The organism is Thioalkalivibrio versutus, assembly GCF_001020955.1.
GTDB lineage: Bacteria > Pseudomonadota > Gammaproteobacteria > Ectothiorhodospirales > Ectothiorhodospiraceae > Thioalkalivibrio > Thioalkalivibrio versutus.
Window position 1 is genome coordinate 2,927,948 of record NZ_CP011367.1, and the last position, 18,206, is coordinate 2,946,153.

Consider the following 18,206-nt stretch of genomic DNA (forward strand, 5'->3'; position numbering starts at 1 on the left):
GATGTGCGGTCTGGTTGCAGGCATTGGCGAACGAAACCTGGTCCCCGTCCTGGTCGAGGGTCTGCATCGCCTGGAATACCGGGGCTATGACTCCGCTGGCGTGGCCGTGGTCAACGACCGTGCCCTTTCGGACCTGCGTGCCATCGGCAAGGTTGCGGCCCTGGAGCAACGGATCGAGGCCGCTGGGCTGGAGGGGCCGGTGGGCATCGCCCACACGCGCTGGGCCACGCACGGGGCTCCGACCGAAGAGAATGCCCATCCCCACCGTTCGCGCGACGGCCGCGTGGCCATCGTGCATAACGGCATCATCGAGAATCACGGCGACCTGCGTTCCCGGCTCGACGCCGCCGGCTGGCCCTGCGTATCCGCGACCGACAGCGAGGTGATTGCCCATCGTCTTGAGCAGGCCATGGCACTGGGTTCGTCGCCGCTGGATGCGATGCGCAGCGCCTGTGCCGAACTTCAAGGCGCCTACGCGATCGCGGCGGTGTTTGCCGACTTCCCCGACGAATTGATTGTTGCCCGTTCCGGGAGCCCGGTCCTGCTGGGCCTGGGCATTGGCGAGACCTTCGCCGCCTCCGACGTGCAGGCGCTGCTTCCGGTCACCCAGCGTTTCGTCGACCTGGAAGATGGCGACATTGCCCGGCTCACGCGCGACGGCGTCGAGATCCACGACGCCGCCGGAGAACGCGTCGAGCGCGGCATCCGCGAGAGTCGTTGCCAGGCGAGCATCGCGGACCGGGGCGAGTACCGCCATTTCATGCTCAAGGAGATCTACGAGCAACCCCATGCCCTGGAACAAACCCTGTCGGGGCGCCTGGGCGAAGCCGGTATCCTCGAGAACATCCTCGGACCGGGCAGCGACGAGCGCTTGGCCGATGTCGCCGCCGTCCAGATCGTTGCCTGCGGAACGAGTTATCACGCCGGCATGGTCGCGGCGCACTGGATCGAGGAGCATCTGGGTCTTCCGGCGCGGGTCGAAGTCGCCAGCGAATATCGCTACCGGCGCCACGTCCTCGCCCCGGGCACCCTGCTGGTGGTGATCTCGCAGTCCGGCGAGACCGCCGATACCCTGGCGGTCCTGCGGCAGTCCCAGGACGAGCCGTTCCTGGCGCGGCTGGCGATCTGTAACGTGCCCGAGAGCACGATGGCACGGGCGGCCGACCTGGTCCTGATGACCCATGCCGGACCCGAGATCGGTGTCGCATCCACCAAGGCGTTTACCACCCAGCTGGCGGCCCTGGCCATCCTGGTCCTGCTGCTGGGTCAGGTCGCCAGCGCCGCCCGTATGCCCGCCGCCGCGCGGGCCGATGCGGTCGCGGCCCTGCGCAGTCTCCCCGATCAGGTGGCCCGTATCCTCGCGCTCGATACGCCTATTGCGCGGATCGCCGAGGATCTCATGGAGCGTCAGCATGCGCTGTTTCTCGGGCGTGGGGCCTATTTCCCGATTGCCCTGGAAGGCGCGCTGAAGCTAAAGGAAATCTCCTATATCCACGCCGAGGCCTACCCCTCCGGCGAGCTGAAACACGGTCCGTTGGCACTCGTGGATACCGAGATGCCGGTCGTGGCCGTCGCCCCGGACGATGCCCAGCTGGAGAAACTTTCCAGCAACCTGCAGGAGGTACGGGCCCGGGGCGGGCAGCTGATCGTCATTGGCGAATCCAACGCCGCGCGGGCGCTTGAACCCGAGGACACCTGGGTCGGTCTGCCGCAGAACGAGGCGCTCAGCCCCTGGCTGGCCCCGGTTCTGTTCACGGTCCCGCTACAGTTGCTGGCTTACCATACGGCCGTGCTGAAGGGCACCGATGTGGATCAGCCGCGCAACCTCGCCAAATCGGTGACCGTCGAATAGTGGGCAGCGTCCAAGCCGCTCAGTCCATCAGGAAACGCTTGTATTCGTGCCCCGGGTTCGCTAGATTTTGGTGCGCTTGAATAACCTGTCACAGGAGCACCTTATGGATCAGCAAGAGCTCAACAACCGCTGCGTCACCCTGTTCCAGTCCCCGCGAATCCAGACCAAGCTTTGGAACCCCCGCATGTTCTGGGAAGTCGGCCGCAAGCTGAATACGAACCCGGACGAGCTCACAGAGCCGAAGGTCGACCTGTGCGAGCTGGAGGTCATGCTCTCCGCCGCAGCCTACGAGCCGTCGAAATGCGCCGACAACCTGAACCAGCGCGAGGCCGGCCGCGCCGACTTCATCCGTCGCGCGGTCCAGTCTGGCCAGCGTCCGTTCCTGCGCCGCGCGGCCTGATCCACGTACGGATCATCACCCGCCAGGACCCGGCCTCGCGCCGGGTCTTTTCGTTTGGGGTCGCGAAACTGTGTTTGTTCGTCACCGAGGACACGGGGCAGACAGACATCCACTGAGGTGCACGTCATGGCAGTGGCCATGCCCGGCAATCAAATGAACGGCAACTAGCGGTGCATCCGGCCCCGGCCAGTTTCGTGGGTCGGTCCCAAATAGAGGGTCAGGCCATGTGCGTCACCATGGCCTTTGTCCGTGTCCTTTGTGCTTCACCCGTCTTGAGCCTCATCGCGGGTGTCCACGAGATCGTCCCTTACTGGCCCCTGGCCTCCAGCCAGAAGGTCACCGGGCCGTCGTTGGTCAGACTGACCTGCATGTCCGCCCCGAAACGCCCGCTGGCCACGGGTTTATGGCGTTGGCCTGCCCGCCGTACCAGCCAATCGAACAGCGCTGCGCCATGCTCGGGGCTCGCCGATCCGGAAAAGCTCGGTCGCATCCCCTTGCGCGTATCGGCTGCCAGGGTGAACTGGGGCACCAGCAGCAGCCCGCCACCGGTCTCGCCCAGGCTCCGGTTCATTCGGCCCGCCGAGTCCGCGAATACCCGGTAGCCCAATAGCCGGTCGAGCATCCGTTCCGCGCTCGCCTCTGTATCGTTCGGCTCCACGGCCACCAGAGCCACCAGGCCGCTCCCGATCGCCCCGACGTCCTCCCCGTCGATGGTGACCCGCGCCGCGCTTGCGCGCTGGATCAGTGCGATCACGCCTGCCCCCGTCCAGTGCCGGGCTCGATGTGCCCGGACAGTTCCCCTGCCAGTCGGTCCGTGGCTGCGACCAGTCGGCGCACGATGCCCGGCTCCGCCGCCGAGTGGCCGGCGTCCGGTACGATCTCCAGCTGCGCCTGTGGCCAGGCCTGGTGCAGGGCCACCGCCTGATTCACCGGACACACCACGTCGTAGCGGCCGTGCACAATGGTGCCGGGAATTCCCTGCAGCCGGCCGGCATCGCGCAGCAGTTGGTCGGGTTCCAGGAAGGTATCGTGAATGAAGTAGTGGCACTCCAACCGGGCCAGGCTGACGGCCACATCCGGCTCCTCGAAGTGCGCGATCACGTCGTGGTTCGGGATCAGGCAGGAAGTGCGCCCCTCCCAGCCGGACCAGGCCCGAGCCGCCGCCTCGCGCACCGCCCGGTCGTCGGCGGTCAGCCGCCGGTAGTAGGCACCTACCATGTCCGCCCGCTCGCCATCCGGGATCTGTGCCTCGTAGTCGGCCCAGGCCTCAGGAAACAACCGGTCCGCGCCCGACTGGTAAAACCATTGGATATCCTGCGGGCGGCACAGGAAGATCCCGCGCAGCACCAGGCCCAGGACCCGCTCCGGGTGTTTCTGGGCATACGCCAGCCCGAGGGTCGAGCCCCAGGACCCGCCAAATACCACCCAGCGTTCGACCCCCAGGTGCTCGCGCAGGCGCTCGATGTCCGCGACCGCGTGCCAGGTCGTGTTCGCCTCGAGGCTTGCGTGCGGGGTCGAGCGTCCGCAGCCGCGCTGGTCGAACAACACGATGCGGTAGCGTTCCGGATCGTAGAAGCGGCGGTGCCAGCTTTCGCAACCCGAGCCGGGCCCGCCATGCAGAAACACGACGGGTATCCCCTCCGGATTGCCGCATTCCTCGAAGTACAGCTCGTGGCCGTCGCCAACCTGCAGGCGCCCCATGCCGTGGGGCTCGATCTCGGGATACAGCGCGTCCATGGAAGCCCTCCGGGCAAAACCCCGAGTGTCGCCAAAACGCAGCGTGGGCGAAACCCTTCGGGCTCTTCCCGCAACCGCCGATCCGGCCCTACTCCGGGTCCTCGATTACCCGCCCGCGATAGACACGCCGCTTGTGCGCAGGCCGGTGTCCTCCTTGGGCCCCGTCTTCTGGTTGCGTCTTCGCGGGTGAGGGTGTTCGTAGATACCCCGTTCCCTCCAGCTGACTGCGCAGGGTCAGCGCCGCCGCCTCGACCATGCTCGACTGCGAGCGGGCAGCGTAATCAAGGATGGCCTCCATGAAGTCCGGGTCGCTGACCGACAGCCGTGCTACCGCGGGGAATTCGGCGCGCAGGTTTCGCCGAAGTTCGGCGGCCAGGCTGAGGCTCTTGCGGTCGTGCATCGGGTCCCCCGGGTGGGCGTAGGTTTCTCCGTCTTCATGCAAGCGGGGTGCCACGGCGAGACGCCCGCCATTCGCCGCCCCGGTGCCCCCAGGTCGCAACCCCCGCCCTGTGCGAGAGCGACGGGTGTTCATCTCTGGTGCACGGGAGGCGCGGTGTGCACCGAAATCCTGCGCCAGCATTGCGGGTTGGGCTTGCGTGCAGCCGACCGCCGGCCTATGTTGCGGGCCCATGGAGACACCCGCCGTTCCCGCCTCGATTCGCCGCCTCGCCGGGCGCGCCATCGCCGACTTCGACATGGTCCGCGAGGGCGACCGCATCCTGGTGGGCCTGTCCGGTGGCAAGGATTCGCTGACCCTGCTGTGGCTGCTGCACAACCTCGCTCGGCGGGCCCCGGTGCGCTTCGAGGTGGGGGCGGTCACGATCAACCCCGAGATCGAGGGATTCGAGCCGCAGCGGCTGATGGATTACCTGGGCAGCTACGGCATCCCCTATCACTTCGTGTCCGAGCCCATCGCCGAGCTGGCCGATGCGCACATGGACAACGACTCGTTCTGCTCCTTCTGCTCGCGCATGAAGCGCGGCTTGATGTATCGCACCGCGCGCGAACACGGCTACAACGTACTGGCGCTGGGCCAGCACCTCGATGATCTCGCGGAGAGCTTCATGATGAGCGCCTTCCATGGCGGCCAGCTGCGCACCATGAAGGCCCACTACGCGATCGACGCCGGCGACCTGCGGGTCATTCGCCCGCTGGTCTACGTGCGTGAACGCCAGACCCGCGACTTTGCCGACGCCGCGGGGCTCCCAGTGATCCTCGACAACTGCCCCGCCTGCTTCGCCATGCCCACCCAGCGCGAGCACATGAAACAGCTGCTGGCGCAGGAGGAGGCGCAGCACCCGCGACTGTTCCGTAACCTGCGTACCACCCTCAAGCCCCTGATGACCGAGGGTGGCATTCCTCCGCGCGATCCACCGCCGAGCGCGTCCGCAACCACCGACCCCGCAGTGTCCGAACATGGCCCGACGTCGGCATCTGCGTGATCGCCTGATCGGGGTGGGCCTGCGCCTGCTGGCGCGCCTCCCGCTGCGCGTGAACCACGCCCTGGGCGGCACGGTCGGGGCGCTGGTGTGGTACCTGCCCACCCGCGCGGCCCGTATCACCCGCATCAATCTGGCGCTGTGCTTTCCGGAAAAGGACCCGGCGTGGCGGCGGCGGGTGGGGCGGCGCTCCCTGATGGCGATGGGCCGCGCCCTGACCGAGTCCCCCTGGCTGTGGCAGTCGCCTCCGGAGAGCCTCGAGACCCTGGCCGTCCAGCCGCCGCAGTACGCGCGCCTGCGCGAGCGCTCCGCCGGTCGGGCGTTGTTCCTGTGCGCCCCGCATCTCGGTTCCTGGGAATTCGCCGGACTGCATGCCGCTTGCCACGGGCCGATGGCCACGCTGTACAGCCCGTTCAAGACCCCGGAGGTGGACCGCTGGGTGCGCGAGGCCCGTGCCTCCACCGGGGCCGAGCTGGCCCCGGCTGATCGCAGTGGCCTGCGCATCCTGCAACAGGCCCGCGACCGCGGCGAGATCATCGGCATCCTGCCGGACCAGAGCCCCAAGGGCGCCTCGGGCCAGCACGCCTCGTTTTTCGGGCGTCCGGCCCTGACCATGACCCTGCTCCCGCGCCTGCTGCGCGGGCGCGCGGATCACGTGGTATTCCTGTTTGCCGAGCGTCTGCCCGGGGGGCGGGGCTATCGCTATCACGAGGTCGTGGCCGGCCCGGAGGTGGCCGATCGCGATTTTTCCCGGGCGGCCGCGGCGATCAACCTCCATGTGGAGACCCTGGTCCGGCGCTGTCCCGAGCAGTACAACTGGGCCTACAAGCGCTTCAACCCACCGCCCGCGGGCTGGCCCGATCCCTATCGCCGGGGGCGCCCGAGTAACCTCCCGCGCGGTACCTCCCCGCGCATGGCTGACCCGCTGAGCGGGTCGCGTCAGAGGATGTAGCGGGACAGGTCCTCGTCTTCCGCCAGGTCGCCGAGGCGTTCGTCGACGAAGGCGCGGTCCACGATCACCGGGCCTTCGACATCCGGGGCGCGGTAGGCGACGTCCTGCAGCAGGCGCTCCAGCACGGTATGCAGACGGCGGGCGCCGATATTCTCGGTACGTGCGTTCACGTCAAAGGCGATTTCGGCCAGACGGCGCACGCCCTCTTCCTCGAAGCGCAGCTCGACGCCCTCGGTCTTCATCAGCGCGGTGTACTGCTCGGTCAGCGAGGCGGTGGGCTCGGTCAGGATGCGCACGAAGGCATCGGCCGACAGGGCGTCCAGCTCCACACGGATCGGCAGCCGGCCCTGCAGCTCCGGCACCAGGTCGGACGGCTTGGACAGGTGGAAGGCGCCGGAGGCGATGAACAGGATGTGGTCGGTGCGCACCATGCCCAGCTTGGTGGAGACGGTGGTGCCCTCGATCAGCGGCAGCAGGTCGCGCTGCACGCCCTCGCGGGAGACCTCGCCACCGCCGGTCTTCTCGCTGCCCTTGGCGACCTTGTCGATCTCGTCGAGGAACACGATGCCGCTTTGTTCCACGCGCTCGATCGCCTTCAGCTTCAGCTCTTCTTCATTGACCAGGCGCGCGGCCTCTTCCTCGATCAGCAGCTTGCGCGCCTCGGCGATCTTCAGCCGCCGCGAGCGGGTCTTCTGCCCGCCGAGGTTCTGGAACATCGACTGCAGCTGGCTGGCCATCTCTTCCATGCCCGGGGGCGTCATGATCTCCACGCCCTGCGGGTTCTGCGAGACCTCGATGTCGATCTCGCGTTCGTCCATGTCCCCCTCGCGCAGGCGCTTGCGCAGCTTCTGGCGGGTCTCGCTGTTGCCGTGGTCCGGCTCGGACTCGGTGAAGCCGGCATTGCGCGGGCTTGGCAGCAGGGCATCCAGGATGCGCTCCTCGGCGGCGTCCTCGGCCTTCAGGCGGTTTTCCTTGATCGCCTCGTCGCGCAGCTGTTTCACCGCGGCCTCGGCCAGATCGCGGATGATCGACTCGACATCGCGCCCGACATAACCGACTTCGGTGAACTTGGTCGCCTCGATCTTGATGAACGGGGCGTGGGCCAGCTTCGCCAGACGCCGGGCGATCTCGGTCTTGCCCACACCGGTCGGGCCGATCATCAGGATGTTCTTGGGTGTGACCTCCGGTTGCAGCTCCGGCGGCAGCTGGCGGCGGCGCCACCGGTTGCGCAGGGCAACGGCGACGGAGCGCTTGGCGTCGTCCTGGCCGATGATGTAGCGGTCCAGTTCCTGGACGATCTCGCGGGGGGTCATGTCGGTCATGGCAAATGGGCCTTGGTCGAATCGCTTGGCGCCGGGTCGCGTTACTCCGCGTCCAGGCTCTCCAGGGTGATGTTGTGATTGGTGTACACGCAGATATCGGCGGCGATGTTCAGGGACTTCTCCACGATGTCGCGGGCTGGCAGATCCGTGTTCTGCAGCAGGGCCTGGGCGGAGGCCTGGGCGTAGGGGCCGCCGGACCCGATCGCGATCAGTGCGTGCTCGGGCTCGATCACGTCGCCATTGCCGGAGATCACGAAGGAGTTCTCGCGGTCGGAGACCGCCAGCAATGCCTCCAGCTTGCGCAGGGCGCGGTCGGTACGCCAGTCCTTGGCCAGCTCGACGGCGGCGCGGGTAATGTTGCCGGAGTGTTTCTCCAGCATCCCTTCGAAGCGTTCGAACAGGGTGAAGGCATCGGCGGTGCCGCCGGCAAAACCGGCGAGGATGCGATCATGGTAGACGCGGCGCACCTTGCGCGCGTTGCCCTTCATCACGGTGTTGCCAAGGGAAACCTGGCCGTCGCCCCCGAGGGTGACGGCGCCGCCCTTGCGGACGCATACGATGGTGGTGCCGCGAAACTGTTCCACGGATCTCTCCTGTTACGGCTGAGTGTCATGGGGCACGGTGTTGGGTTGCGATGGCCCGGGATCGTTCACCTGGTGGGTGCGATCGTCGCCGAATCAGTCTCTCCGGCGGGCCCGCGGATGGGCGGCATCATACACCTGTGCCAGGTGCTGATAGTCGAGATGGGTATAGATCTGGGTGGTTTCAAGGTTGGCGTGGCCGAGAAGTTCCTGGATCGCCCGCAGATCGCCACTCGACTCCAGCAGGTGACTGGCGAAGGCATGGCGCAGACGGTGCGGGTGCAGGCGCACATCCAGCCCGGCGCGACGGCCGGCCTCGGCGACCCGGCGTTGCACCGCGCGGTTGCCGAGGCGCTGGCCTCGTCGGCTGACGAACACGGCGCGCTCGTCCGCTGTGGCCCAGTCGCCCCGGCATCTCAGCCAGGTGCGCAGCGCATCGCGCGCCACACGCCCCACCGGGACGCTGCGCTCGCGCCGGCCCTTGCCGAGCACGCGCACCAGCCCGGAATCCAGGTCAAGGTCCGTCAGATCCAGTCCGGTCAGTTCCGACAGGCGCAGCCCGGACGAATACAGCAGCTCCAGCATTGCCTGGTCGCGTGCCGCCAGGTTGGGTTCGATGCCCTCCGCCGGGGTCAGCGCCCGCTGGGTCTGATCGACATCGAGATCGCGCGGCAGGGGGCGCCCGGCACGCGGGCCGCGCATGCCGGCGGCCGGATTGGCCGGCATGCGCCGCTGTTCGACCTGATAGGCGAAGAAGCCGCGCACGGCGGACAGGAAGCGCTGGATCGAGCGCGGGTGGCGGCCCTGGCGGGCCAGCTGTCCGGCGATGCGCCGCATGTCGGCTGCCTTGAGGGCATCCCAGGGGCCGTTATGCAGCCCGCGCAGGCGGGCCAGGTCGCGTCGATAGGCCTGTACGGTATGCGGCGAATGGCCGCGAATATCGCTCAAATGGGCCAGAAAGGCCGCGATATCCGCATCCTGCTCGGGTGCGTCAGGCAGCGGCGTGGGCCCGCTCGACATGGCAGCGGATCGATTCGGCCAGCAGGTCGCCGATGTGGGTGACGAAGTAGGTGCCCATGTCGGGCTCGAAGCGGTCCGCGGATTCGCTGGCCAGGCCGAGTACCCCGATATGGTCGGATTCGTTGCCCAACGGCATCAGGATGGCCGAACCGATCTCCTCGGCGTCGTCGAACAGCACGTCCAGCATCTCGGCCGGGACGCGACCGCATTGGGCCTTGCCGCGGCTGAACAGCGGGTCGAAGGTGGCCAGCTCGCTGGTGGTTAGCGCATGCAGGTCGTCGACCTCGCGGTGGGCCAGGCGGATGCTGACGCGTTCCGCGCCCAGCTCGTTGCGCAGGGCGTCCTGGGTCAGCGCCAGCACGGCGTCCAGGTTCTCGGCGCGCATCAGGGTCTTGGCCAGTTCGTGCAGGTGCTGGCCCATGCGCTCGTTGTCGCGGGCACGCTCGACCAGCTCGCCCATGTGCTGTTCCATGGCGCGGTGCTTCTCGCGCAGCAGGGCGACCTGGCGTTCCAGCAGGGACACCGCGCCACCGGTCGGGTGCGGCAGGCGCAGGATGTCCAGCAGCGGCAGGTGGTCCTGGAAGAAGTCGGGATGCTCGCGCAGGTAGGCCTCGACGTCCGCCGCGCTGATCGTGCGGTCTTCCGGGGCCCGGGTCTTGGGGGTCTTGGTTTTTGCCGCAGAGGCGTTGGAGGATTGCTGCCCAGTCATAGATCGATCCAGCCGTTGAATACCGTGGTGGCCGGCCCGGTCAGCCAAACCGGAGCCTCGGCCTGTCCGGTCCAGCTTAGCACAAGGGTCCCGCCCGGCAGGGTCGCTTCGAGGTTGTCGTCGACCAGCCCGCGGCGTCGCAATACGGCCATCGCGGCGGCCGCGCCGCTGCCACAGGCGAGTGTCTCGCCGACCCCGCGTTCGAACACCCGCAGGTCGACATGTCCGCGGTCGCGCAGTGCGGCGAACCCGACATTGACGCGGCGCGGGAAGCTTGCGTGGCGTTCGATGATCGGGCCGATCTCGTGGACCGGTGCGCTGGCCACGTCGTCGACCAGGATCACCGCATGCGGGTTGCCCATGGAGACCGCGCCCAGGGTGATCGAGTGGCCCTGCACATCCAGCGTGTAGGCATCGGCCTCGGCCTCGGCGAGCAGCGGGATGCGCGCCGGTGCGAACTCCGGCCGCCCCATGTCCACGCGCACCTGCTCGTCGTCCTCGACATGCAGCACGATGCGCCCGCCGAGGGTCTCGACCGGGATCTCGCGGGCCTCGGTCAGGCCCTGCTCGCGGACGAAGCGGGCGAAGCAGCGCGCGCCGTTGCCGCACTGCTCTACCTCGGAGCCATCGGCATTGAAGATGCGGTAGCGGAACAGGGCCTGCGCCGGATCGCCCGGGGGCTCCACCAGCAGGATCTGATCGCAGCCGATGCCGAAGTGGCGATCGGCCAGGTGACGCAGCGTTGGCTCGTCGAGCCGCACGTTCTGACGTATGCCGTCGATGACCACGAAGTCGTTGCCCAGGCCGTGCATCTTGGTGAATTCCAGGCGCATCAGGCGGTCTCCGGCAGCCGGCCGACAATGGTCATGTGGCGATCCGAGGTGACGGTTACTGTGAAGCCCTCGAGCCCGGCTGCGGCCAGTTGTTGCTGCACCTCGTCGGGCGTGAAGGCGGCATGCAGGGAGTGCTCGAAGTCGTGGCGCAGCACCGGCGGCGCGTCGGCGGCGTACTCCGCGACCAGGGCCCGGACGGTCTCGGTCGTATCCGGCCGTCGCAGGTCCATGATGAACACCGCCGCGCCGGGCGCGCCGTCACGCGCAATGGTTTGCCACAGAGCGGCCGGGTCATGCAGGTGATGCAGCAGGGAGTTGCTGATGATCGTGGCATATGGCGCGCGTGGTCCGCGCGCCTCTGGCAGGCAGCCTTCGGCCAGATGCACACGGTCCGCGGCTGGGTGCCCGGCCATCAGCGCGTCGCCGGCCGCCAGCATCGCCGGGGCGCCGTCGAGGCCGTCGACCTCGCAGTCGGGGTAGCGCGTGGCGAAGCGCAGCGAGACATCGCCCGGGCCGCAGCCCAAGTCCAGCACCGGCCCGGTTACGGGCCCGGGAAAGGCCTCGGCGAAGGCGTCGACGAAACCCTCGTGCGGGGCGGCGAAGTCGGCCTCGGCATAGGCACGGGCCTGCTCCGGCTCCAGCATCAACTCCGGCTCCGGGCGCCGCGGGATCACGGCTCGATGCTCCCTGACGGGTCCTGGTCCTCCGGATCCCGGGGCAGCATGCTTTCGCGCATCATCAGGTGATCGACCTGCTCGCGGCGGTTGATGATCTGGAAGTGGTCGCCGTCGACCATTACCTCCGGCGGGCGCGGGCGCGAGTTGTAGTTGCCGGACATCACGTAGCCGTAGGCGCCGGCCGAGCGCACCGCGAGCAGGTCGCCGGCGGCCAGCGCCAGCTCGCGTTCGCGGCCGAGGAAGTCGCCGGTCTCGCAGACCGGGCCGACGATGTCGTAGGTGCGGGTCTCGGTGTCGCTGCGCGGTACCACCGGGACGATTTCCTGCCAGGCGCCGTACAGGGCCGGGCGCAGCAGGTCGTTCATCGCGCCGTCGACGATCGCGAAGTCATGGGCCTCGGTGTGTTTCAGGTATTCCACCCGGGTCAGGAACACGCCGGCATTCGCGGCGATTGCGCGCCCCGGTTCCAGCAGGACCTTCAGCGGGCGATCGCCCAGGACCTCGCGCAGGGCGCTGGCCCAGGCATCCGGTTCCGGTGGGGTCTCGTCGCGGTAGCGCACGCCCAGCCCGCCGCCGACATCGATATGTTCCAGCTCGACGCCGTCCGCGGCCAGTTCGTCGACCAGTGCCAGTACGCGCTTGAGCGCGTCGGTGAACGGGTCGATGCGGGTCAGCTGCGAGCCGATGTGGAAGTCGACGCCGGTTGCTTCCAGGTGCTGGCTGTCGCGCACCCGGGCATACAGCGCCGGTGCCTCCTCGATGGCGACGCCGAACTTGTTCTCGCGCAGCCCGGTGGCGATATAGGGATGGGTCTCGGCGTCGACGTCCGGGTTTACCCGGATCGACACCGGGGCCTGGACACCCATCTCCATGGCGACGGCCTCCAGCCGGTCCAGCTCCGGGGCGGATTCGACATTGAAACAGTGGATGCCGACCTCCAGCGCCCGGCGCATCTCGGCGGCGGTCTTGCCGACCCCGGAGAACACGACCTTCGCCGGATCGCCCCCGGCGCGCAGCACGCGCTCCAGTTCGCCGCCGGAGACGATGTCGAAACCGGCGCCCATGCGCGCCAGCACATTCAGTACGCCCAGCGCGGAGTTCGCCTTCACGGCGAAGCAGACCTGGTGCGGGGTGCCGATCAGGGCCTCGCTGAACGCGCGGAAGTGGCGCTCCAGCGTGGCGCGGGAATACACGTACGCGGGGGTGCCGACCAGCTCGGCAAGGCGGTCCAGTGCTACGCCTTCGCAGAACAGGGTGCCGCGGTGGTAATCGAAGTAGTCCATTCAGCGCCGCTCCTCGGTTTCGTCGTCATCGGGCAGATAGAGATCGCCCTTCTGACCACAGGCGGAGAGCATCTGCATCGTGCCGAGCACGACGATCACGGCAATCAGGAGCCACTGGGCCTTGCAGGAGAACATGGGTCGGATCCGGGGTTCGTTGCATCAAGAGGCGATAGTGTGCCATTGATACGCCCCTGGCTTCAGGTGCTAGCGGTAGATGCTGCGGTATCTGCCCGCCGAAATTTGCCCGATCGTGAACGGCGATGATTCGTTCATCAATGATTCAGCCAGGTTTGGGACGATGCATCTGCGAGACCAGCAAAAGACCACTGAAGCTGGTCAGGGGGCGGAACCCGAACCGCAGGGAATAGAGACCTGCAGCTCGCCGTCCAAAGCAACAGGCGTCACCGCGGTTCGCCGCCAAGACGTCCCGGATAATCCGGATCTGACCCACAAGATGAGAGGAGATCATCCATGATTAGCACCAAGCGCCGTGTCTTCCTGAAAGGCACTCTCGCCGCCGGTACTGTCGGTGTCGCCGTCGGGGCCGGTCTGCTCGCCCCGAGCAAGCTGCTCGCCGCCTGGCCGTCCGAGGCCTTTGGCGCCGAAGGCCTTGAAGCCGCCTTTGAAGCCGTTACCGGTTCCAGCGACATTGCCGATGGCGACGTCACCCTGAGCGCCCCGGAAATCGCCGAGAACGGCGCCGTGGTTCCGGTGTCGGTCGAATCCAGCCTGGACAACGTGACCGAAATGGCCGTGTTCGTCGAGCTGAACAACCAGCCGCTGACCGCCCACTATGTCCTGGCCGATGGCGCACACGCCAACATCTCGGGCCGTATCCGCATGGGCGAGTCCTCCAACGTGATCGCCGCCGTGAAGTCCGGCGACACCTGGTACAAGACGGTTCAAGAAGTGAAGGTCACGGTCGGTGGCTGCGGCGGCTAACGCCGACCCCCAACCGCTGATCCGAACACTACTGGAGGTTTAAGATATGTCTATCCGAGTTCGCGCCCAAGAAAGCAACGGCGTTATCAACATCCGTGCGCTGATGAGCCACGACATGCTCGTCCCCGACGACGACGGTGGCCCGCACTTCATCGAAACCGTGGAAATTGCGCGCAATGGCGACACCGCCATTACCGCCAACTGGAACTACACGGTTTCCCGCAACCCGTTCCTGCAGTGCGAGATCGACGGCGCCGCCGGTGACACCGTGACCGTCTCCTGGACGGACAACAAGGGTGAATCCGACTCGACCGACGTCGAAGTGCGGTAACAAAGAGGGTTCCACTCTCTTTGAAGAAGCCGGGGCTGGTCCCCGGCTTTTTTGTGTCCGGTCATCGGGTGTCTGTGGTCAGCGTCTCTCTGGCGTGGACTACACTCCAGAAAGGTCCATGCCGAGCGCACCGCCATGTCCCCGGATATCCCCGCGCCCCGTGAAGCCGATCCGGCCCTGCGCCCGGCGCTGCTCCTCGAGCCCCACCAGCCCCTGTGGCAACGCCTGCCCCGGCGCGACGCCGAAGGCCGCCGGCTGGCGGACTTCATGATGCTGATCCCCGGGCTGCGCCAGCGTCCGCGCTCCGAACTCCATGCCCGGGCGCGCGCCATCGAGCGCGTGCTGAACGGCTATGGGGACGATATCGCGTTCGTGGAGCTGAACCTGAAGCTGAACACCCTGTGGGTCTCGTTGACCGCGCGGCCCGGGCTTTGCACTGAAGTGCCGGGGGCGATCCAGGCGGTGGTGCCCGAGGCGTTACTGGTGGGGCCGAAGCTGACCTCCGGCATGTAGTCGTCGAAGGGGTGAGGCCGCTGTCCGCCCCGACGCTGCTCTAGGGAAACACTGATCAATGTACACGCTCGCGCTCGAGTCGCTTTTGCGTGCGAACAAGGCGCGGTGACTGCCGTGCAGTCATTCTGCACAAGGGAGCCGTAACGCTGTGCGCGCGCCCGTTTTCGTCAACAACGGGCGGCCGAGCCCCTGCTTTCAATGGCTTGTGGGGTTGGCACCCCAGGTTCCCCGATCCTGCGTTGCACCGCTTGCGGGTAGAACCCTACCCGTTCCACGGCGCGCCTTGTCTCGGAAAACCTGGGGTGCCAACGCGAGTGTGTACATTGATCAGTGTTTCCCTGGCGTGAATAGGCCCGTGTTTCCCTGTGTCATACCGGGCGACGGCCAGCCTTGCTACACTGACCTTTTACCGTGCCCGAACCGGAACATGACTGAACGTACTGCATCTGTCCGCCGCGACACCCTGGAGACCCGGATTGCCGTCGAGCTGAACCTCGACGGCACCGGCCAAAGCCATCTCGAGACCGGCATCCCGTTCCTCGACCACATGCTGGACCAGGTGGCCCGTCACGGCCTGGTGGATCTCGACGTACGCGCCGAGGGCGATCTGCACATCGATGCCCATCACACGGTGGAGGACGTCGGGATCACCCTGGGGCAGGCGCTGGCCAAGGCCCTGGGGGACAAGAAGGGTATCCGCCGCTATGGCCATGCCTATGTCCCGCTGGACGAGGCCCTTTCACGGGTGGTCATCGACTTCTCCGGGCGTCCGGGGCTGGAGATGCACGCGGATTTCCGCCGTTCGCACATCGGCGAATTCGATGTGGACTTGTTCCACGAGTTCTTCCAGGGCCTGGTCAACCACAGCTGGATGACCCTGCACATCGACTGCCTGCGTGGCGACAACGCGCATCATGTCGCCGAGACCATCTTCAAGGCCTTCGGGCGCGCCCTGCGTGTGGCGGCGGAGTTCGATCCGCGCTCCGCGGGGATCACGCCGTCCACCAAGGGCAGTCTGTAACGGACCAACGGACGAGACCCGGCCATGGAAACTGTTGCCGTCATCGATTACGGCATGGGGAATCTGCACTCGGTCGTGCGTGCACTGGAGCACGAGGCCGCGGGCGACCAGCGCGTACTGTTGACCGACGACCCCGAGACGTTGCGCGAGGCCGACCGGTTGGTGTTTCCCGGCCAGGGCGCGGCCGGGGATGCCATGCAGGCGCTGTCGAATCGCGGGCTCGACCGGCTGCTGCCGGAGCTGGCGGCCGACCGCCCGTTCCTGGGCCTGTGCCTGGGCCAGCAGATCCTGATGGACGCCAGCGAGGAGAGCGGCGGCGTCGACCTGCTGGGCATCCTGCCGGGCCGGGTCGCGCGCTTTCCCGCCATGCAGGGCCCGGATGGCCGGCGCCTGAAGATCCCGCACATGGGCTGGAACCGCGTGCTGCCGGCGCAGGAGCATCCCCTGTGGCACGGCCTGCCGGAGACCCCGTGGTTTTATTTCGTCCATAGTTACCGGGTGCAGCCCGAGCGCGAGGCCGATGTCGCCGGGCGCACCGATTATGGCGAGACCTTTGCCTCGGCACTGGCGCGGGGCTCGTTGTTCACCATGCAGTGCCATCCGGAGAAGAGCGCCGCCTGCGGGCTGCGTCTGCTGCATAACTTTCTGCGCTGGGACGGTGACGGTCCCGGGGCGTCGTGAGGAGTCGAAGATGCTGGTCATTCCCGCAATCGATCTGAAGGAAGGCAAGTGCGTTCGCCTGCGCCAGGGGAACATGGACGATTCCACCGTGTTCGGCGAGGACCCGGTGGAGATGGCGAAGCGCTGGGTCGATGCCGGGGCCGAGCGGTTGCATATCGTTGATCTCGACGGCGCCTTTGCCGGTCAGCCGCGCAATGCCAAGGCGGTGCACGCGATTGCCAAGGCCTTCCCCGACCTGCCGATCCAGATCGGCGGCGGCGTGCGCGACGAGGACACGGTGCAGGCCTATCTGGATGCCGGGGTCGAATACGTGATCATCGGTACCCGCGCGGTCAGTGCGCCGCACTTCGTGAACGACCTGTGCCTGGAGTTTCCCGGTCGCATCATCGTCGGGCTGGATGCCAAGGACGGCAAGCTGGCGGTGGATGGCTGGTCCAAGCTGTCGCACCACGACGTGATCGACCTGGCCCAGCACTTCGAGGCGGACGGCGTGGTGGCCTTCGTCTACACCGACATCGCCCGCGACGGGATGATGAAGGGCCCCAACGTGGAGGCTACCGCGCGCCTGGCGAGCAACGTGCGCGTGCCGGTGATCGCCTCCGGCGGCATCAGCTCGCTGGACGACCTGCGCAACCTCGCCGCCCGCGAGGACGAGGGCATTACCGGCGCCATCGTCGGCCGGGCCTTGTACGACGGCGCCTTCACCCTGGAGGAGGCCCGCAAGGCCCTCGCAACCTGAGATGCTCGCCAAGCGCATCATTCCCTGTCTGGATGTCGACGCCGGCCGCGTGGTCAAGGGTGTCAACTTCGTCGGCATCCGCGATGCCGGGGACCCGGTGGAGATCGCCCGGCGCTACAACACCCAGGGTGCGGACGAGATCACCTTCCTCGACATCACCGCCTCCAGCGACGACCGCGAGACCATCGTGCACGTGGTCGAGGCCGTCGCGCGCGAGGTGTTCATCCCGCTGACTGTGGGTGGTGGCGTGCGCGCGGTCGAAGACATCCGCCGCCTGCTGAACGCCGGGGCCGACAAGGTCTCCATCAACACCGCTGCAGTGCACCGGCCCGAGCTGGTGCGCGAGGCCGCCGACTGGGTCGGCAGCCAGTGCATCGTGGTCGCGATCGACGCCAAGCAGGTCAGCACGGGGAATGAACCACCGCGCTGGGAGGTCTTTACCCACGGAGGCCGCCGCGAGACCGGGCTGGACGTGGTCGAGTGGGCGCAGCGCATGGAGTCCCTGGGGGCCGGTGAGATCCTGCTGACGAGCATGGATCGTGACGGCACCCGTATCGGCTTCGACCTGCCCCTCACCCGCGCGGTCAGCGATGCGGTCGGCGTGCCGGTGATTGCTTCGGGCGGGGTCGGTGAGCTGCAGCACCTGGTGGAGGGCGTGACCGAGGGCCATGCCGATGCCGTGCTGGCCGCCAGTATCTTTCACTTTGGTCAGCACACGGTGGGCGAGGCCAAGGACGCGATGGCGGCGGCCGGTGTCCCGGTGCGGCCGAACGATGCCGAGGTGGCCGCGCAATGACCGATTCGACGCCCCGTCCGGGTGGTGCCGAGGTGCTTTCCGCGCTCGCCGAGGTGATCGAGCAGCGCCGCCAGGCCGACCCGGAGCAGTCCTACGTGGCGAAGCTTCACGCCCGGGGCCTGGACGAGATGCTCAAGAAACTGGGTGAGGAATCGGCGGAGACGCTGATTGCCGCCAAGAACGACGATACCGACGCCCTGGTGTCGGAAATGGCCGACCTGTGGTTTCATGCCCTGGTGGTGCTTGCGGCCCGCGGGCGGCACCCGGACGATGTCCTCGATGAACTGGGCCGGCGTTTCGGTCTGTCGGGCGTCGCCGAGAAGGCCGCGCGCGAAACCAGTGGTCGCCGATCCGACCATTCGTAGTCTGTACATTGGT

General features: G+C 67.4%; 23 protein-coding genes and 1 pseudogene. 13 read left to right on the forward strand and 11 right to left on the reverse strand.

Translation table 11 applies throughout. The features are described 5' to 3' along the window. The first annotated feature begins 1 nt into the window (after position 1). The gene (gene glmS, locus TVD_RS13600; protein WP_047251858.1) at positions 2–1,852 is read left to right on the forward strand and encodes a glutamine--fructose-6-phosphate transaminase (isomerizing); all 1,851 of its coding nucleotides are present in this window, start codon (positions 2–4) and stop codon (positions 1,850–1,852) included. A gap of 103 nt (positions 1,853–1,955) precedes the next feature. Then, complete coding sequence (locus TVD_RS13605) at positions 1,956–2,252, forward strand: hypothetical protein (protein ID WP_018144945.1); 297 nt, start codon at positions 1,956–1,958, stop codon at positions 2,250–2,252. A 307-nt stretch (positions 2,253–2,559) separates the two neighbouring features. On the opposite strand, the gene dtd is transcribed toward TVD_RS13605, so the two are convergent. From dtd to TVD_RS13620, 3 genes are all read right to left on the reverse strand, one after another. Then, positions 2,560–3,006, reverse strand: coding sequence for a D-aminoacyl-tRNA deacylase (gene dtd, locus TVD_RS13610; protein WP_018938634.1), 447 nt, complete (start codon positions 3,004–3,006; stop codon positions 2,560–2,562). After that, entirely contained in the window at positions 3,003–3,989 is a 987-nt protein-coding gene (gene pip, locus TVD_RS13615; RefSeq protein WP_047251859.1) for a prolyl aminopeptidase, read from the reverse strand. The genes dtd and pip overlap by 4 nt, the downstream gene beginning before the upstream one ends. Before the next feature lie 88 nt (positions 3,990–4,077). Further along, a complete protein-coding gene (locus TVD_RS13620; protein ID WP_047251860.1) occupies positions 4,078–4,389 on the reverse strand; it encodes a hypothetical protein in 312 nt (103 codons plus the stop codon). A gap of 229 nt (positions 4,390–4,618) precedes the next feature. Here TVD_RS13620 and TVD_RS13625 point away from each other — a divergent pair, with 229 nt between their 5' ends. Then, the gene (locus TVD_RS13625; protein ID WP_018938637.1) at positions 4,619–5,431 is read left to right on the forward strand and encodes a tRNA 2-thiocytidine(32) synthetase TtcA; all 813 of its coding nucleotides are present in this window, start codon (positions 4,619–4,621) and stop codon (positions 5,429–5,431) included. Then, positions 5,406–6,311 (forward strand): annotated as a pseudogene (locus TVD_RS13630) (lysophospholipid acyltransferase family protein); the annotation flags it as partial. The gene TVD_RS13625 and the pseudogene TVD_RS13630, both read left to right, overlap by 26 nt. 56 nt (positions 6,312–6,367) lie before the next feature. On the opposite strand, the gene hslU reads toward TVD_RS13630, so the two are convergent. From hslU to lptM, 8 genes are all read right to left on the reverse strand, one after another. Beyond that, on the reverse strand, positions 6,368–7,702 hold the full coding sequence (hslU, locus tag TVD_RS13635; protein WP_018144939.1) for an ATP-dependent protease ATPase subunit HslU: 1,335 nt from the start codon (positions 7,700–7,702) through the stop codon (positions 6,368–6,370). A 41-nt stretch (positions 7,703–7,743) separates the two neighbouring features. Next, positions 7,744–8,286 (reverse strand): ATP-dependent protease subunit HslV, encoded by a 543-nt coding sequence (hslV, locus tag TVD_RS13640; RefSeq protein WP_018168781.1) that lies wholly within the window; start codon positions 8,284–8,286, stop codon positions 7,744–7,746. Positions 8,287–8,379: 93 nt separating this feature from the next. Further along, complete coding sequence (gene xerC / locus TVD_RS13645) at positions 8,380–9,303, reverse strand: tyrosine recombinase XerC (RefSeq protein WP_047251861.1); 924 nt, start codon at positions 9,301–9,303, stop codon at positions 8,380–8,382. Continuing rightward, a complete protein-coding gene (locus TVD_RS13650; RefSeq protein WP_018144936.1) occupies positions 9,275–10,012 on the reverse strand; it encodes a DUF484 family protein in 738 nt (245 codons plus the stop codon). The genes xerC and TVD_RS13650 overlap by 29 nt, the downstream gene beginning before the upstream one ends. Continuing rightward, on the reverse strand, positions 10,009–10,845 hold the full coding sequence (dapF, locus tag TVD_RS13655) for a diaminopimelate epimerase (protein ID WP_047251862.1): 837 nt from the start codon (positions 10,843–10,845) through the stop codon (positions 10,009–10,011). The genes TVD_RS13650 and dapF overlap by 4 nt, the downstream gene beginning before the upstream one ends. Next, positions 10,845–11,519, reverse strand: coding sequence for a class I SAM-dependent methyltransferase (locus tag TVD_RS13660; RefSeq protein WP_047251863.1), 675 nt, complete (start codon positions 11,517–11,519; stop codon positions 10,845–10,847). The genes dapF and TVD_RS13660 overlap by 1 nt, the downstream gene beginning before the upstream one ends. Beyond that, positions 11,516–12,805 (reverse strand): diaminopimelate decarboxylase, encoded by a 1,290-nt coding sequence (gene lysA / locus TVD_RS13665; RefSeq protein ID WP_018938642.1) that lies wholly within the window; start codon positions 12,803–12,805, stop codon positions 11,516–11,518. The genes TVD_RS13660 and lysA overlap by 4 nt, the downstream gene beginning before the upstream one ends. Continuing rightward, on the reverse strand, positions 12,806–12,940 hold the full coding sequence (gene lptM, locus TVD_RS14485; RefSeq protein WP_018144932.1) for an LPS translocon maturation chaperone LptM: 135 nt from the start codon (positions 12,938–12,940) through the stop codon (positions 12,806–12,808). Positions 12,941–13,019: 79 nt separating this feature from the next. Between lptM and TVD_RS14845 the strand changes: the two genes are divergently transcribed. The 9 genes from TVD_RS14845 (at position 13,020) to TVD_RS13705 (ending at position 18,193) form a co-directional block, all read left to right on the forward strand. After that, entirely contained in the window at positions 13,020–13,280 is a 261-nt protein-coding gene (locus TVD_RS14845) for a hypothetical protein (RefSeq protein WP_196799428.1), read from the forward strand. Next, on the forward strand, positions 13,277–13,747 hold the full coding sequence (soxY, locus tag TVD_RS13670) for a thiosulfate oxidation carrier protein SoxY (RefSeq protein WP_018938643.1): 471 nt from the start codon (positions 13,277–13,279) through the stop codon (positions 13,745–13,747). Before TVD_RS14845 ends, soxY begins: the two co-directional genes overlap by 4 nt. Positions 13,748–13,793: 46 nt before the next feature. Continuing rightward, on the forward strand, positions 13,794–14,078 hold the full coding sequence (gene soxZ / locus TVD_RS13675) for a thiosulfate oxidation carrier complex protein SoxZ (RefSeq protein WP_018168776.1): 285 nt from the start codon (positions 13,794–13,796) through the stop codon (positions 14,076–14,078). A 135-nt stretch (positions 14,079–14,213) separates the two neighbouring features. Beyond that, positions 14,214–14,591 carry a hypothetical protein gene (locus tag TVD_RS13680; protein WP_018938644.1) on the forward strand — a complete coding sequence of 126 codons (378 nt, stop codon included), beginning with the start codon at positions 14,214–14,216 and terminating at the stop codon, positions 14,589–14,591. A 427-nt stretch (positions 14,592–15,018) separates the two neighbouring features. Continuing rightward, positions 15,019–15,612 (forward strand): imidazoleglycerol-phosphate dehydratase HisB, encoded by a 594-nt coding sequence (gene hisB / locus TVD_RS13685; protein ID WP_018144928.1) that lies wholly within the window; start codon positions 15,019–15,021, stop codon positions 15,610–15,612. A 24-nt stretch (positions 15,613–15,636) separates the two neighbouring features. Next, complete coding sequence (gene hisH, locus TVD_RS13690) at positions 15,637–16,293, forward strand: imidazole glycerol phosphate synthase subunit HisH (protein WP_018175911.1); 657 nt, start codon at positions 15,637–15,639, stop codon at positions 16,291–16,293. Between the two features lie 10 nt (positions 16,294–16,303). Then, a complete protein-coding gene (gene hisA, locus TVD_RS13695) occupies positions 16,304–17,032 on the forward strand; it encodes a 1-(5-phosphoribosyl)-5-[(5-phosphoribosylamino)methylideneamino]imidazole-4-carboxamide isomerase (protein WP_018144926.1) in 729 nt (242 codons plus the stop codon). 1 nt (position 17,033) lies between these two features. Continuing rightward, positions 17,034–17,828: an imidazole glycerol phosphate synthase subunit HisF gene (gene hisF / locus TVD_RS13700; protein WP_018144925.1), complete on the forward strand. Its 795-nt coding sequence runs from the start codon at positions 17,034–17,036 to the stop codon at positions 17,826–17,828. Then, positions 17,825–18,193: a phosphoribosyl-ATP diphosphatase gene (locus TVD_RS13705; protein WP_019594633.1), complete on the forward strand. Its 369-nt coding sequence runs from the start codon at positions 17,825–17,827 to the stop codon at positions 18,191–18,193. Before hisF ends, TVD_RS13705 begins: the two co-directional genes overlap by 4 nt. Positions 18,194–18,206 lie beyond the last annotated feature (13 nt).

Bases quoted from the DNA above. Each gene is read 5' to 3' on its own strand.
- glmS (WP_047251858.1), top strand. From the start codon at position 2: ATGTGCGGTCTGGTTGCAGGCATTGGCGAACGAAACCTGGTCCCCGTC.
- TVD_RS13605 (WP_018144945.1), top strand. From the start codon at position 1,956: ATGGATCAGCAAGAGCTCAACAACCGCTGCGTCACCCTGTTCCAGTCC.
- pip (WP_047251859.1), bottom strand. From the start codon at position 3,989: ATGGACGCGCTGTATCCCGAGATCGAGCCCCACGGCATGGGGCGCCTG.
- TVD_RS13620 (WP_047251860.1), bottom strand. From the start codon at position 4,389: ATGCACGACCGCAAGAGCCTCAGCCTGGCCGCCGAACTTCGGCGAAAC.
- TVD_RS13625 (WP_018938637.1), top strand. From the start codon at position 4,619: ATGGAGACACCCGCCGTTCCCGCCTCGATTCGCCGCCTCGCCGGGCGC.
- hslU (WP_018144939.1), bottom strand. From the start codon at position 7,702: ATGACCGACATGACCCCCCGCGAGATCGTCCAGGAACTGGACCGCTAC.
- xerC (WP_047251861.1), bottom strand. From the start codon at position 9,303: ATGTCGAGCGGGCCCACGCCGCTGCCTGACGCACCCGAGCAGGATGCG.
- TVD_RS13650 (WP_018144936.1), bottom strand. From the start codon at position 10,012: ATGACTGGGCAGCAATCCTCCAACGCCTCTGCGGCAAAAACCAAGACC.
- dapF (WP_047251862.1), bottom strand. From the start codon at position 10,845: ATGCGCCTGGAATTCACCAAGATGCACGGCCTGGGCAACGACTTCGTG.
- lysA (WP_018938642.1), bottom strand. From the start codon at position 12,805: ATGGACTACTTCGATTACCACCGCGGCACCCTGTTCTGCGAAGGCGTA.
- lptM (WP_018144932.1), bottom strand. From the start codon at position 12,940: ATGTTCTCCTGCAAGGCCCAGTGGCTCCTGATTGCCGTGATCGTCGTG.
- TVD_RS14845 (WP_196799428.1), top strand. From the start codon at position 13,020: ATGCTGCGGTATCTGCCCGCCGAAATTTGCCCGATCGTGAACGGCGAT.
- soxY (WP_018938643.1), top strand. From the start codon at position 13,277: ATGATTAGCACCAAGCGCCGTGTCTTCCTGAAAGGCACTCTCGCCGCC.
- soxZ (WP_018168776.1), top strand. From the start codon at position 13,794: ATGTCTATCCGAGTTCGCGCCCAAGAAAGCAACGGCGTTATCAACATC.
- TVD_RS13680 (WP_018938644.1), top strand. From the start codon at position 14,214: ATGTCCCCGGATATCCCCGCGCCCCGTGAAGCCGATCCGGCCCTGCGC.
- hisB (WP_018144928.1), top strand. From the start codon at position 15,019: ATGACTGAACGTACTGCATCTGTCCGCCGCGACACCCTGGAGACCCGG.
- hisH (WP_018175911.1), top strand. From the start codon at position 15,637: ATGGAAACTGTTGCCGTCATCGATTACGGCATGGGGAATCTGCACTCG.
- hisA (WP_018144926.1), top strand. From the start codon at position 16,304: ATGCTGGTCATTCCCGCAATCGATCTGAAGGAAGGCAAGTGCGTTCGC.
- hisF (WP_018144925.1), top strand. From the start codon at position 17,034: ATGCTCGCCAAGCGCATCATTCCCTGTCTGGATGTCGACGCCGGCCGC.
- TVD_RS13705 (WP_019594633.1), top strand. From the start codon at position 17,825: ATGACCGATTCGACGCCCCGTCCGGGTGGTGCCGAGGTGCTTTCCGCG.